The following is a 14,733-nucleotide window of genomic DNA, read 5'->3' as shown; positions in this document are numbered from 1 at the left end:
TATGTATTTGTACGTATGTATTCTTTGTAAAGTTAACTAAAAGTATAATATAATATTTCCCCTTGCAATCTATTGTAAGGACTTCATTGCACTATGTCTATTTAACAGCAAATTAAAAACCTCCATTTTAAGAAAATGGAGGTTTTTATTATTATTTAATTTTTACAATTATTTTTCCTTTTGCTCTTCCAGACTCTGAATATTCCATTGCTTTTTGCGCATCTTCAAAAGGGAAAACTCGATCGATTACCGGTTTGATTTTTCCGGCTTCAATATAGTTTGCAATAGTACGTAATTGATCCCCGCTTGGCTTCATAAATAAAAATGAATATTGAGCATTATGCTTTTTTTCAAGTGCAGTAAGTTTTTTGCTGGCTAATGAAAATAAGAGAGTTTTAAAGAATCCTGAACCAAATTCTTTACCGAAGCGAGCATTCGGCATACCTGAAACGGAAACAATGTTTCCTCCGCTTTTTATAATATTGAATGATTTTTCAAGTGTTGCACCGCCGATTGTATCAAATACCGCATCATAATTTTTTAGTATATCTTCAAATTTTTCTGTTTTGTAATTAATAATTTCATCTGCGCCAAGAGACGTTACTAAATTTGCACCAGCTTCACTAGCAGTCGTTGTAACAGTAGCACCCATTATTTTTGCTAACTGAATTGCGAAAGTACCAACACCACCAGACCCAGCGTGAATTAATATTTTTTGTCCTTTTTGTAATTGCATAATGTCATGTAATGCTTGATATGATGTTAAGCCAACGAGTGGAATCGAAGCAGCTTCCTCAAAATTTAAATTTTTTGGTTTTAAAGCTATATCATCTTCATGAATGGCTATATATTCCGCGAAAGTACCAATCTTATTTTTTCTTGGGCGTGCATATATTTCATCACCGACTTTAAAGTTAGTCACTTTTGCCCCAACCTTTACGATAACACCGGAAAAGTCATTCCCAAGGATTAGGGGCATTTCATATTTAAGTAACATCTTTACTTTTCCATCACGTATTTTAAAGTCAATTGGGTTAATACTAGCTGCATGAATTTCTGCGAGCACTTCATGCTCATTTATTTCAGGAGTAGGTACCTCTGCCATACGCATTGGAACTTTCCCGTATTTATCAATTATCATTGCTTTCATTTCTTATACCTCCACATTTCAATAAAAGTTGTGTAATAGCTTTTCGATATCTAATACAAGATTTTTTAATAAACTTAATTTTGTACGTATATCAATATAATAAAAGTTTTTTGTACCTTCTTTTCGCATTAAAATAATACCAGCTTCTCGTAAAATCCGAAGGTGATGCGATACCGCTGGTCGAGAAAGGTGTGTTTGTTTCGTGATTTCTCCTACACGTAATCCGGTTTGACATTCCGTTTCCATGAGAACTAACAAAATAGCTTGACGTGTTTCATCGCCAATTGCCAATAATACTTTTTGAGAATCAATAAAATCTTTTTTTATAACATTTAATTGTTCTTGTTTATTCATTTCAATCACTTTACCTCCTGGTAATTAGTCGAAAGGTTTAAGATGATGAACCATTACATCGATACGGTAATGCTACATGATTGTTGTATGAGGTGCAATATTGGGAAAGAAAATCGAGACGAATGAATTTTTTATTTTTGAAAATTATAGGGAGATAGAAAAGGGATTGGAAGGACTATATAACACAATAGATGAAGTTTTAAAAACAAAAAATGATGTAACAATAAAATAAGCGGTCGTAACCTTGTATAATCGATAAGGTTACGACCGCTTATAATGTTTGCATTATTTTTGATTTTTACGATAGAACATAGTTCAACGTAAAGTACGTTCTTTTGTTTTACACTTTCATACAGACACAATTCAGGTGGATTATAGATGTATGAAAAGGTAAAAAGGATTTTGGGGCGTAATCTATCTATATGATAATTCAAAATGAAATATAAGTCTATATTTTAATGTTTTTTTTGATTATATTTATGACACTGAGCTCAGAACAATGATGTGGAGGGTAAATATATGAAATCGAATTATGTACCAGTTTTAATTGTTGGAGGGGGATTATCTGGGTTAGCGTCTGCGTTATTTCTTGCAAAACATAACATTGAGTACTTACTTATTGAAAAGCATCCGTCTACTGCCATTCATCCGAAAGCAGGCGGCCTTACTTTACGTACAATGGAGTTATTTCGAGAATTAGGTTTGGAACAAAAAATTAAATTGGCAGGTAAAGCATTAGAGAACTGCCGAGGAAGAATAGCAGTTCATACAATAGCTGAGGCGAATAAAGAAGAATTAGAACAAATGAGAGCGACGCAATACGGAAACGATGAAGAATTACTTCAAAAAATAGAAAAGATTAGTCCATCAAAACAAACTGCGTGTTATCAAATTATTTTAGAAGAAATGATGTTACAAGAAGCGAAAACGCTAGGCGGGCAACTATCTTTTTATCATGAATTAGTTTCATTTGAACAAAATGAAAACGGGTTAAAAGCAACGATTCGAAATCGTGAAACAGAAAAAGAAAGTGTCATACATTGTGACTATGTAATTGCAGCGGATGGAGCGAAAAGTAAAATACGTGAGCAGTTAGGGATTAAAGCTGAGGGTCGTGGAACCATTGGTGGCTATTATATGAATATTTATTTTGAAGCTGATTTAAGTGAGTTTATACAAGGATATGCATTCGGTTTTTCGATGGTACTTCATCCGGAGGTTCTTGGTGCACTTATCCCGGTTGATAACGTAAAAAAATGGATTTATCATGTAGCCTACGATCCATTAAAAGGAGAGGGGTTAGAGGACTTCACTATAGAACGTTGTAAACAAATTATTCAAATAGCAATTGGAAGTACAAATATTGAGTCAGAAATATTAAGTGTTTTACCGTGGGAAGCGGCCGAAAGTACAGCGGTGAAATTTCAAGAAAATCGAATCTTTTTAGTTGGAGATTCAGCACATATTATGCCACCAACAGGAGGGTTTGGTTCAAATACAGGAATACAAGATGCACATAACTTAGCTTGGAAATTAGCGGCTGTTATAAAAGGGAAGGCAAAACCAAAATTGTTAGAAACATATCATGAGGAGAGACACTCTGTTGCAAAATTAACGACAGCTTATGCAAGTAGTTTACTGTTTCGTGCTGCGAATAGAGAGGAAGGTAGTTTGAATAATATGGATGGTTTAGCTGTTACAGTTGGATATCAGTATTGTTCAGAGGCGATTATAGATGATTCAGTAACTCCGCATAGAATGGATAGCATAGAGTTGAACGGAAGACCTGGAACGCGAGCGCCACATTTATGGGGAACGTATGAAGGGAAGAAAGTTTCTACATTAGACTTATTCGGTAACAGTTTTGTATTACTTACAGGAGTAGAAAATAGTTCTTGGGCTGAGGCAGCACATACTGTTTCAGCTAAATTAGGAATAAATATAAAAGGGTATCGTGTTGGTTTAAGTGGAGACTTTGTTGCTCCAGAAGATATTTTTAGCAAATTATATGGTATAGAGAATGGAGGTGCTGTATTAATTAGACCAGATGGCTTTATCGGATGGCGTTCGGAAAAAACGGTAGTAAATCCAGATATAGTATTGGAAGAGGTAATGAGAAATTTATTATGTGATTTTTAAGTAACTACAGAAATATTGTTTTATGTGCTTCACTGTACTGAAAAAAATATTCACAAATTTCAATAGGTTTGATATGATTAAATTCGACAAGTTAATAGAGGCCGGAGATATTTGAGAAAAGCCATAAATTTATTTAGGGACACAGGAGTGTATTCTAAATAATTTATGGCTTTTTTTATTGAATGAACCGTACAAAATAGGGAGTTACATGTGAAAAGGAGGGCTATAGAAATTAAATAGGATAATACTAGTTTATTAATAATATAGAGAAAGTATATTTGTAAGATTGGAATTTTAATATAGGTTTATAAAAATAATGAAAGTGTGTCTTCTATTTCGTGTAAATCTCATTAGCTTGTTGAAATTTGCAACGTAGGAAGGGTTAGAAGGATGAGAAAGATTATTAGCGTTTTAGTTATTTTCTTTATGACGGGAAGTATCTTTGCTGGGGGAGCTGTTCATGCGAAAGCAGAAGGAAAGCATGAATGGAATACGAATAAGCTTTTAAATATTGCACATCGCGGAGCAAGTGGACATGCACCTGAGCATACTTTTGCTTCTTATAATTTAGTGAAAAAAATGAAAGCGGATTATTTAGAGTTAGATATTCAATTAACAAAGGATGGCCAATTAATTGCAATGCATGATACAGCAGTTGATCGCACTACAAATGGAACAGGCGAAGTACGCGATAAAACGTTAAGCGAAATAAAGAGTTTAGATGCTGGATCATGGTTTAATAAAGCGTATCCAGAAAAGGCTAAGCAAGAGTATGTTGGGCAAAAGGTTCCAACTCTTGAAGAAATCTTCCAAAAGTATGGAAGAAGTATGAAGTATTATATTGAAACAAAATCACCAGATGTGTATCCAGGAATGGAAGAGAAATTGTTGGCGTTGTTACAAAAATATAATTTAGTAGGCCAAAACATGTCTTCTAGCCGTGTTATGATTCAATCATTTAGTAAAGATAGTTTGAAAAAGATTCATAGTATGAATGAAAATATTCCGTTAGTTCAATTGCTTTGGTATTATCCAAATGAAAACAATGAAATTGTTGAATGGTCTGGCATTACACATGAACCGAAAAGTGTAACGAATGATGATTTTCAAGAAATTAAAAAGTATGCAGCTGGTATTGGACCAAACTTACGTAATGATAACGGAGAACTAATTATTGATGAGTCATATATGAAAATGGCTAGGAAAAATGGACTGTTAATTCACCCTTATACAATTAATGAGAAACCAGATATGAGACTGTTAATCAAATGGGGTGCTACAGGAATGTTTACAAATTATCCGGATCGATTACATAGTGTATTGAAGGAAAAATAAGTGGAAAAGGGTATACCAGTGTTTTAGGTATACCCTTTTTAATCTAACTCCCCGATAAACGTAATCTCTTTTTCATAGCATTCATCTGCATCATAAATAATTTCTTGAAAATGAAGCGTTTTGAAGGAATGATAAACTGAAATTTCCCATGTCTCCCAAAAATCAATTTCATTTGAAAGAAGAATCCATTTTTGAAATTCACTATCTCTATTAAAGAAATTATGAAAGTAGTCCTCATTTTTAAATATAATGATTTGCGAATCCCACAAATTATTTATAGAAATCAAAACAACAACTCGATATGTATGTGTATCGCTCGGTTTCATATTTATTAAATGATTTGCTTGATTTAATAAGGTTTGAATACATAACCGTTTTACTTTTCTAGGTGTTTTACGAGAGTCAATAAAAGCTTGCGAAACTGGCAATAGCATATTCCAATATTCATCGTTATAGAAAGTAGAAGGGAACGTTTTTGTATGTTCCTCAATTCGCTTTATCACAGTGTTTGTTTTTCGTTTCATACCACATATTTTCTTTTCACGCATTGTGAGTCATCTCCATAAATTTTTGTAATGCAGCAGAGTGATATATATCTTTTCTAGTAATAAAAGTAGTAGGAACTTTTTTGAAGCTATTTGGTAAAGGGTTGAATGATATGTCATGTTGATGACCATTTAAAATAGACTTCATCATAATTGCTATGCCCATACCTGATTTTACACATGCGAGTATCGCTTCAATTGTTCCAAACTCTAATACTCGCTTAGGTGAAATTCCTTCTTCTTGAAGCCAATCTTCTAATAAATTTCTATAATAGCACCCGTGACTAAATGCAAGTAAATTCATGTCTCCTATGTCTTTAAAGGAAGATAAAGGCTTTTTGCTAATGAGAACTAATTCTTCTTCACGAAATATATTTGTATGAAGTTCGGCATGCTGAGTAGAGCCAGCTATAAACGCTCCGTCCAGTTTTCGTTCTAGTACAAGCCTAATCAATTGTTCCGTCGTATTTGATTCTAAAATCAATTCGATTTTTGGATAGTTTTCATAATAGGCCGTTAATATAGATGGAAGTCTTACAGCGGTTGTAGATTCTGTACATCCAATTTTTAAAGTGCCTCTTGGTTCGATCCCATTACTTTGAACTGCTTTAACAGATTGATCCATTAAGTGGATAATTTGTTTGGCGTATGTTAATAAAATCTCACCGTTAGAAGTTAAAGTTACACCTTTTCCGTTTCGGTAAAATAAAGGCACACCTAATTCGTTTTCTAGTTGTTTCATACGCATTGTTACGCCAGACTGTACATAGTTTAAATTTTTAGCTGCGTGAGATATGTTTTCTTCTTTCGCAACTTCGTAAAATACAGTTAAATCTTTTATATCCAAGTATCATCCCTCCAGAAAAGGTATCATTTTTTTTGATGGATCACATGATAAATCTTTATTTTATATGATATCAGAACTTTCATACAATGGAAGGGGGTGGAGGGATTATTGTGTTAATGGAAGAAAGGGTGAATAGTACTTATAAGTGGGTTATGTTAATTTTTGCGACGGTTGCTCAAACAACAGCGACACTTATAACGTATGGTGTTGGAGCGTTTGCTTTATTTTGGAAAGAAGAATATGCACTTACGAATACGGAGATTGGATTGTTAGTAAGTGTTGTAAATATAGGACCGCTATTTTGTATGCTTTTTGTCGGGCGGCTACTTGATCAATACAATGAAAAGTTGTTAATTTCGATAAGTTCATTTTTACTAGGAGGTTCGTTTTTACTGACTAATATGGTCAATGGATTTAATGGGTTACTTTTTGTACTTTTATTAGTAGGAACGTTTTATAGTGTTTCGCAGCCAGGAGGAAGTAAGGTGATAATGAAGTGGTTCTCAAAAGAAAATCGCGGGTTAGCGATGGGGATTAGACAAGCCGGTATACCGATTGGTGGTACATTAGCGGGAGTATTGATCCCGTTTCTTACAATAAAATATAATATGGCCTATGCGGTAAATAGTATTGCATGCATTTGTATAATTGGAGGGCTTTTATTTTTTATATTTTATAAGGAACCATATACTCAAGAGAAAGTTAAACAAGAACGTAGTAAACTTTCTTTTTGGATGCAGTTAAAAGAAGTGATGTGTAAAAAAGAGTTGTATGCAATTTATATAACTGGCATTTGTATGATTTCATTGCAAATGGTTCTAGTTGCACACTTTATAAAATTTTTAGTATTGGAACAATCAATCACGCCAATTTTAGCTGGAAAAGTATTTTCCGTTATGTTCTTTTCTGGAATGGTTGGTAGGGTTATATTAGCAGCTACTAGTGATTTATTTTATAAGGGGAATAGGCGTACCCTCTTATTTATAACTGTTTGTATTTCTATTTTCTTCATTCTAATATTAGTAATGAGCATACATACAATAACGAATGTATTGTATGGTGTAAGTGCATTGTTAGGGTTCTTTTCAATTGGATGGTTTAGTCTTTTTATAACTGAAGTTGCAGAATCAGCAAGTGAAGAATCGGTAGGGATGACAGTGAGTTTTGCACTTACATTAAATCAAATTGCCATTATTGCTGCGCCTGCTTTATTTGGTTATATTGTAGATAAGAAGGGATATACGTATGCGTGGTTATGCATAGTTGTATTACTAACTATTTCAGCGGTCAGCTTATATAGGAAGTATAGAAAATGAAGGAATGTTAGCAATGTAAATTTTTTATGAAGAAAGTCTAAAGAAATGTTGAATGACCGACATTTCTTTTTTTATTTGTTGTATAATCAAAATGTAAATGAGATTCATTTTCAATTTCGTTCATTGCCTCTTTTGAAATTACCTGTAATTTTAGCCATAATTAGCTGTTTTTCATTATCGTTATTTGCATGATTTATTTTATTTAAAAGTTTTTCAGCATCATTTCCTTTTAATATCATAATCTGTTTTCTGTAATATTAAATTAATACCATGTTATTTTTTGTTATCCGATAATGAAACACCTTATCATCTAAACGATTGCGTTTATCGGTGTTTTTCATATTACATCTCCATTCTTTTTAGTATGTAACAAATGTTACAAAAGAATTTGAAATTATAGTGTAATGCATCCGATTGTATGTTGGAAATTTTGCAAGAAAGAAATACAATAGAGAGTAGTCAAAATTGAAAATGAGAAAAAGGAATCTAGTTTTAACAGAGTGAATATTAAATAATATTATAATATACTTGATAATTAAAACATAGAATGGATATACGTTAAGTGAAACTAGATAAAAGAGGGTTCCTAGTATGTTAAAGAAATGGTTAATCATTTTCTTTATTTTTGCTGTTTTTTGTGGAAGTGTTGTTACACTAATACATGCAAATAAAGGAAAAAAATATGATGCAAAGGCATTTTCTAATGTAAATAGTAAGCAAAAAGATGTTAAGCAGGAAGTTGATGCGAATGAGAAAAAGCGTTATGAAATTGCAGCTGGAAAATTAGATCAGTATTTAAAAGATAAAGGATTTAATGGGAGTGTTCTTGTAGCAAGTAAAGATCATGTCATTTTACGAAAAGGCTACGGTTATGCGAATGTGAAAGATCAAGTATTAACAACGCCAAGAACGAAATATCGCATTGGTTCTATTACGAAAACAGTTGTTGCAATATCTATTATGCAATTAAAAGAAAAAGGGAAGTTGAACATTGAAGACAATGTAAATAAATATATCCCATCGTTTCCAGCAGATAAAAACATTACGTTACGAAACTTGTTAACACATACGTCTGGATTACCAGAACAGGGACAAGGTAGTGTTGACGCAGCATCACGGTTAAAATTAGTAACGTGGATTGGGGCACAAACGTTACAATTTCCAGCAGGGACAGGATGGAAATATACAGATTATAATTATATGGTGCTTGCATATATTGTAGAAAAAATATCGAATAAACCACTTGCTGAATATGTGAAAGAAAATATTTTGACTCCTGTTGAAATGCATGAATCTGGAATGGGCGCAACACTTCCAGAGGATATTTTCTTAGCAGAAGGGTATACGAAAAAAGATAATAAGTTAATAGCCACACCTCGCTTAAAAATGAACTGGCTGTATGGTTGTGGTGAAATGTATACGACTGTTGAAGATATGAAAAAGTTAGATGAAGCTATTATGGATGGTAAACTACTTTCTAAACAAAGTGTATCAGATATGTTTTCTGCATCACCTGCAAGAAAATATGGATTTAGTTTCTATATTTACCCAGATTATTATCATAACCACGGTGTATTAGCTGGCTGGAACACTTTTAATAATTTTAACTGGGATAAACGAACGTTTGTCATATTATTTTCTAACGTCCAAAATGGTATGAATGATGCATTTAATCAAGAATTTAGGAAAATGGCGAATGATTTAATAGAAGGAAAGGGAATATAAAAAAGAGCCTCTAGCGAGAGGCTCTTTTTTATAGAGCTGAAAACTCCTCAACAAGTTGAGTGAATTGTTTCAATGCACTTTCAATCGGTTCTGGCGTTGTTAAATCGACGCCAGCTTTTTTCAATAAGTTTAATGGGTAGTCTGAACTTCCGCCTTTAAGGAATTCAATATAATTTTTCTGAGCATTCGGATCACCGCTTAATAGTTTATCAGCGATTTGAATGGCAGATGCGAATCCAGTTGCATATTTGTATACGTAAAACGGGCGATAGAAATGAGGGATTCTAGCCCATCCGTATTTTACTTCTTCATCAAATACAAGTGAATCACCGTTATATTCTTTAAATAGCTTTTCATAAATTTCACTGAAGACTTGTGCATGTAATGGTTTACCTTGTTCAGCCATTTCATGTGTGATTTTTTCAAATTCTGCAAACATAATTTGTGTAAAGAAAGTACCTTTAAATTTCTCAATAAAATGGTTAACTAAATGGTTACGCACGTTCGTATCTTTTGCTTCTTTTAATAAATAGTGAATTAATAACACTTCATTTACTGTAGAAGCGACTTCTGCGACAAAGATAGAATAATGTGCAGAAATTCTTGGTTGGTATCCATGTGAATAGTGCGTATGCATACCGTGACCGCATTCATGAGTAAGAGTGAACAGGCTGTTTAAATCATCGTGATGATTTAAAAGAATGAAAGGATGAACGCCGTATACACCGAAGTTATAAGCACCAGAACGTTTCCCTGGTGTTTCTCTTACGTCTATATATCTTTTATCTTTAAAACTTTTTAATGTCTCAATATATTCTTCTCCTAAAGGAGCTAGTGATGCAATCATAATGTCAAATGCTTCACTATATGGGATGTCTTGTTTTGCACCTTCTACTAAATCGACGCCTAAGTCGTATTGTCTTAGTTCATCTACGTTTAATTTTTCTTTTCGAATTTCATTGTATGTATGTAATGTTTGAATGTTTTTTTTCGTTGTATCAATTAGGTTTTCATATACTTCTTTCGGAACCATATCGCCAAATAATGATTTCTCTAGCGCTGATGGATAGTTTCTTAATTTCGAAACAGTAACATTATTTTTAATAGCAGCGGATAAAGTAGATGCGATGGAATTCTTTAACTGAACATATGGTTTGTAATATGCTTTATAAGCTTCTTTACGCTTTTCACGATTCGTATCTTCTATTAACTTTGCATACATTCCGCGTGTTAAGTTCACTTTTTCTCCATCGTCAGTCGTCACTTCACCAAATAATATATCTGCATTATTTAACATACCAAATGTGTGCTGTGGAGAAGAAAGAGCTTCACCCATTTGTGATAAAATTTCTTCTTGGTCCTTATTTAATACGTGTTTTTTATAACGGTATAATTCAAATAAGTCTTCTTTATAATATTGTAAGCCTTCTGTTTCTTCTATGTAAGAATGTAATGTGTTTTCGTCTATGCTAAGTAAGAAGGGGGAAAAGAAAGATTTCGCTGCACTTACTTTCACGTGTAATTGTGATACTTTATCGACAAGAGATTGCGCGTCAGTATCGCGTGTATCAAGGTCAGATTGTAATCGTGCATAAGCGAACATTAAAGATATTATGCTAGAAATTTCTTCACTCTTCGTTAAATAAGCTAATAAACTATTGCCGTCGTGAATATTTCCATTAAACTCGTGTAATTCCTTCGTTAATACTTCAATTTTATGAAAATCACTTTCCCAATCTTCAATTGTATGGTAAATGTCTGTTAAATCCCATTTTTCTATATCAGCTACTTGTAATCGATCTTTAAGTTCTGTCATAATCATTTCCTTTCTAAACATGTAGTTATATTTCTATATAACTATGAAATACAACAAATTGCAAAAAATCCCTGCTGAAAATTGAAAAGCCTTGCTAAAATAACAAGGCTTACTTACTTATAGTGTAATTCCGAATTTTGAATGTAAAAGGTTTGTATATTGCATGTTTGTAACGGTTTCTTTCGTTTTTTTACCGTTTTTCGCTACTGTAAGGCTATCTTTCGTTAAAGAGGCATGCCCATCTTCAGTTAGTTTTACAATAAGAGGTACTTTATTAAAGGGTGATTCTTCATGTTCAACGATAATTTTTTGTGCTGTATTTGCTTTTTCTTCATCCACTTCTTCTATATAAAATGCATAGCCTAACGTCCAATCATCAGCAGAAGATTGATCCAAGAACTCATTGTTTTTCCGCATCTCTAAAATGTAGTTTCCCTTTTCGGTCATTTCTTTACGAATACGATAATCTCCTGTAACAGAGTGAATGACTTCACCTGAGAAAGGGACAGGGGCAAGAGGTAAGTATGATCCGAATCCTACTTCAATTAAATAAAGTTCATTATGATGTGTTAAAACGATTGCGATATGGCCAGAATCAACAGCCCATATGGAGTTTGCAGCGTTATAAACTGTTCCTGAAACGAGATGAACATCGAATCCAGAATCTTTCAGGAAGTAATACATAGTAGGATTGAGTTCATAACAAAGACCGCCACGGTTATTTACTAAAATTTTCTCTTTCAAATTTTCTTTTGATATTTCTTTAAAATTCTTTTCGAGAATATTTAAGTTTTCAAAAGGAACAGTTTGTGCCATTGCGTACATAATGTTAGATAAATCTTCAAATGAAACTGTGTCTTTTTCTTCTATATGTAATCGTGCGAAAAATTGTTTTTGAAAGTCTGTCATCGAAATCCCTCCGTTATGCTTTTATAGGTAAATTGTAAACAATCTTGAATAGGATGTGAAATTAAAACTACGTTGAATATTTGAAATTAGACTAAAAATAATATGGGAGAGTGAGAGATTGCTACTTTACTAACGGTGGGACGAATATTATAATAATTCTGATAAACTATGCAAACGCTTTCTTAGAAGGGGATGGTGTACAGATGTTTAAAAGAATAACAATAGTCGGATTGTCAGTTTTTATGTTTTTACCTAGTATATATGAGGGGAGTAAAGCATATGCAGACACAGTTAACAATGGAACGTTAATGCAGTATTTTGAGTGGTATGCTCCGAATGATGGGAATCATTGGAATCGTTTGCGTACTGATGCTGAAAATTTAGCGGAAAAAGGAATTACATCTGTTTGGATACCACCTGCATATAAAGGAACTACGCAAAATGACGTAGGATATGGAGCATATGATTTATATGATCTGGGGGAATTCAATCAAAAGGGCACAGTGCGGACGAAATATGGGACGAAAGCACAATTGAAATCTGCAATTGACGCTTTACATAAGAAAAACATCGATGTATACGGTGATGTAGTTATGAATCATAGAGGTGGGGCTGATTATACAGAAAATGTCACAGCAGTTGAGGTAGACCCGAGCAATCGGAATATTGAAGTATCAGGTGATTATGAAATTAGTGCGTGGACGGGATTTAACTTTCCAGGGCGTGGAGATTCTTATTCTAATTTCAAATGGAAATGGTATCATTTTGACGGAACGGATTGGGATGAAGGAAGGAAATTAAGCCGAATTTATAAATTTAGGGGCATAGGTAAAGCATGGGACTGGGAAGTGTCTAGCGAGAATGGGAATTATGATTATTTGATGTATGCGGATCTTGATTTTGATCATCCAGATGTTGCGAATGAAATGAAAAAATGGGGAACGTGGTATGCGAATGAATTAAATTTAGATGGTTTTCGTTTAGATGCTGTTAAACATATTGATCATGAATATTTGCGCGATTGGGTAAATCACGTTAGACAGCAAACAGGGAAAGAAATGTTTACAGTAGCTGAATATTGGCAAAATGATATCCAGACTTTAAATAATTATTTAGCGAAGGTTAATTATAATCAATCTGTGTTCGATGCACCACTTCATTATAATTTTCATTATGCTTCAACAGGAAATGGAAATTATGATATGAGAAATATTTTAAAAGGAACAGTAGTTGCGAATCATCCTACACTTGCGGTTACTCTAGTTGAAAATCATGATTCACAGCCTGGTCAGTCATTGGAATCTGTAGTGAGCCCTTGGTTCAAGCCGCTGGCATATGCATTTATTTTAACGCGTGCAGAGGGGTATCCTTCTGTTTTCTATGGTGATTACTATGGTACAAAAGGAAATAGTAACTATGAAATTCCAGCGTTAAAGGACAAAATTGATCCGATTTTGACGGCACGAAAAAACTTTGCATATGGTACGCAGCGTGATTATTTTGACCATCCAGATGTGATTGGCTGGACAAGAGAAGGTGATAGTGTACATGCTAATTCTGGTTTAGCAACATTAATCTCTGATGGACCAGGAGGGGCAAAGTGGATGGATGTTGGAAAGAATAACGCAGGGGAAGTATGGTACGATATTACGGGTAATCAAACAAATACTGTAACAATTAATAAGGATGGGTGGGGGCAGTTCCAAGTAAGTGGAGGATCAGTTTCCATATATGTTCAACAGTAATTTTGTGATGAAAAAGAAGAGGTAGACTGAAATATAAGTTTTCCTCTTCTTTTTATATTGTTATCATTCTTAAATTTTTATTTTCATAAACGAATTAGTCGACTTTTAAAACAACGAGAGATGCGTTGGAATAAATAATATCACCTGTGGCTTCTCTTATTCGTACTCCAAGAACATCCCCTTGATTTAAAGATAGTAAATCAGTTCTGGCAGATGTTGATCTTACCCCAGAACCACCACTAACTCGCGTTTCAATTGCGAATTGGATGGAATCGTTTATTGTAAGATTTAATATACTAGACGATATAGCTTGTATTACAAATACAATTGAAAAGGATACAGAGTACACGCCAGTGGTATCAATTGTAATAGAATTATTTAATGGATTTAGAGTAGTTCCATTAGCAGGTCCTGGGATTGTAAAATTAACATTTGTATTAACTACTGCTGAAAAACCGATTCCTACTTCAGAAGTTATTGTTCCAAATACGGGAAGAATCCCTAAACCAGTAACCCCAGTGGGACCAGTTATTCCAATTCCGGTAGGGCCAGTAACCCCAGTGGGACCAGTTATTCCAATTCCGGTAGGGCCAGTAACCCCAGTGGGGCCAGTTATTCCAATTCCGGTAGGACCAGTAACCCCGGTGGGACCAGTTATTCCGATTCCGGTAGGACCAGTAACCCCAGTGGGACCAGTTATTCCAATTCCGGTAAAACCTGTCGCACCGGTAGGGCCTGTGATTCCAGTAGGTCCAGTAGGGAAAGTAAATGGTGGAATTGATGGTAGTGTGGGACCGATTAAATTTGGTTCCAGAGCAGGTCCATGTAAAATATTATATTCTTCATTCATAT

At 33.9% G+C, this 14,733-nt stretch carries 13 protein-coding genes; 5 read left to right on the top strand and 8 right to left on the bottom strand.

Going from position 1 to position 14,733, the window contains the following annotated elements:
• Window positions 1-151: 151 nt before the first annotated feature.
• Window positions 152-1,150: an NADP-dependent oxidoreductase gene (locus BAQ53_RS16320; RefSeq protein WP_208905927.1), complete on the bottom strand. Its 999-nt coding sequence runs from the start codon at window positions 1,148-1,150 to the stop codon at window positions 152-154.
• An 18-nt stretch (window positions 1,151-1,168) separates the two neighbouring features.
• Window positions 1,169-1,513 carry an ArsR/SmtB family transcription factor gene (locus BAQ53_RS16315; RefSeq protein ID WP_000571881.1) on the bottom strand — a complete coding sequence of 115 codons (345 nt, stop codon included), beginning with the start codon at window positions 1,511-1,513 and terminating at the stop codon, window positions 1,169-1,171.
• 510 nt (window positions 1,514-2,023) lie between these two features.
• Between BAQ53_RS16315 and BAQ53_RS16310 the strand changes: the two genes are divergently transcribed.
• Both BAQ53_RS16310 and BAQ53_RS16305 read left to right on the top strand, forming a co-directional pair.
• Window positions 2,024-3,643: an FAD-dependent oxidoreductase gene (locus BAQ53_RS16310; RefSeq protein WP_208905920.1), complete on the top strand. Its 1,620-nt coding sequence runs from the start codon at window positions 2,024-2,026 to the stop codon at window positions 3,641-3,643.
• Window positions 3,644-4,033: 390 nt separating this feature from the next.
• Window positions 4,034-4,978, top strand: a complete 945-nt coding sequence (locus BAQ53_RS16305) for a glycerophosphodiester phosphodiesterase (RefSeq protein WP_001226351.1) — start codon at window positions 4,034-4,036, stop codon at window positions 4,976-4,978.
• A gap of 38 nt (window positions 4,979-5,016) precedes the next feature.
• Here the strand turns inward: BAQ53_RS16305 and BAQ53_RS16300 are convergent, their stop codons facing one another.
• Together BAQ53_RS16300 and BAQ53_RS16295 are read right to left on the bottom strand one after the other, a co-directional pair.
• The gene (locus BAQ53_RS16300) at window positions 5,017-5,526 is read right to left on the bottom strand and encodes a DUF3916 domain-containing protein (RefSeq protein WP_208905918.1); all 510 of its coding nucleotides are present in this window, start codon (window positions 5,524-5,526) and stop codon (window positions 5,017-5,019) included.
• A complete protein-coding gene (locus BAQ53_RS16295; RefSeq protein WP_208905910.1) occupies window positions 5,519-6,370 on the bottom strand; it encodes a LysR family transcriptional regulator in 852 nt (283 codons plus the stop codon). Before BAQ53_RS16295 ends, BAQ53_RS16300 begins: the two co-directional genes overlap by 8 nt.
• An 86-nt stretch (window positions 6,371-6,456) precedes the next feature.
• Between BAQ53_RS16295 and BAQ53_RS16290 the strand changes: the two genes are divergently transcribed.
• Window positions 6,457-7,686: an MFS transporter gene (locus BAQ53_RS16290; protein ID WP_003302165.1), complete on the top strand. Its 1,230-nt coding sequence runs from the start codon at window positions 6,457-6,459 to the stop codon at window positions 7,684-7,686.
• Window positions 7,687-7,796: 110 nt separating this feature from the next.
• Here BAQ53_RS16290 and BAQ53_RS26490 read toward each other — a convergent pair whose 3' ends face one another.
• Window positions 7,797-7,925, bottom strand: a complete 129-nt coding sequence (locus BAQ53_RS26490) for a hypothetical protein (protein WP_000600991.1) — start codon at window positions 7,923-7,925, stop codon at window positions 7,797-7,799.
• Between the two features lie 352 nt (window positions 7,926-8,277).
• Here BAQ53_RS26490 and BAQ53_RS16280 point away from each other — a divergent pair, with 352 nt between their 5' ends.
• Window positions 8,278-9,411 (top strand): serine hydrolase domain-containing protein, encoded by a 1,134-nt coding sequence (locus BAQ53_RS16280; protein ID WP_000915169.1) that lies wholly within the window; start codon window positions 8,278-8,280, stop codon window positions 9,409-9,411.
• 28 nt (window positions 9,412-9,439) lie between these two features.
• Here BAQ53_RS16280 and pepF read toward each other — a convergent pair whose 3' ends face one another.
• Together pepF and BAQ53_RS16270 are read right to left on the bottom strand one after the other, a co-directional pair.
• Complete coding sequence (gene pepF, locus BAQ53_RS16275) at window positions 9,440-11,227, bottom strand: oligoendopeptidase F (RefSeq protein WP_061663928.1); 1,788 nt, start codon at window positions 11,225-11,227, stop codon at window positions 9,440-9,442.
• 117 nt (window positions 11,228-11,344) lie between these two features.
• Entirely contained in the window at window positions 11,345-12,136 is a 792-nt protein-coding gene (locus BAQ53_RS16270) for an arylamine N-acetyltransferase family protein (protein ID WP_000129190.1), read from the bottom strand.
• A 203-nt stretch (window positions 12,137-12,339) separates the two neighbouring features.
• Here BAQ53_RS16270 and amyS point away from each other — a divergent pair, with 203 nt between their 5' ends.
• Entirely contained in the window at window positions 12,340-13,881 is a 1,542-nt protein-coding gene (amyS, locus tag BAQ53_RS16265; RefSeq protein ID WP_208905903.1) for an alpha-amylase, read from the top strand.
• A gap of 94 nt (window positions 13,882-13,975) precedes the next feature.
• Here the strand turns inward: amyS and BAQ53_RS16260 are convergent, their stop codons facing one another.
• Complete coding sequence (locus tag BAQ53_RS16260; RefSeq protein WP_208905901.1) at window positions 13,976-14,731, bottom strand: exosporium leader peptide-containing protein; 756 nt, start codon at window positions 14,729-14,731, stop codon at window positions 13,976-13,978.
• Window positions 14,732-14,733 lie beyond the last annotated feature (2 nt).

The sequence above is a fragment of the Bacillus sp. B25(2016b) genome (assembly GCF_001679765.1).
Lineage (GTDB): Bacteria > Bacillota > Bacilli > Bacillales > Bacillaceae_G > Bacillus_A > Bacillus_A thuringiensis_K.
The sequence above is the reverse complement of the archived record's forward strand: the minus strand, read 5'-3'. Positions and strand labels throughout refer to the sequence as shown.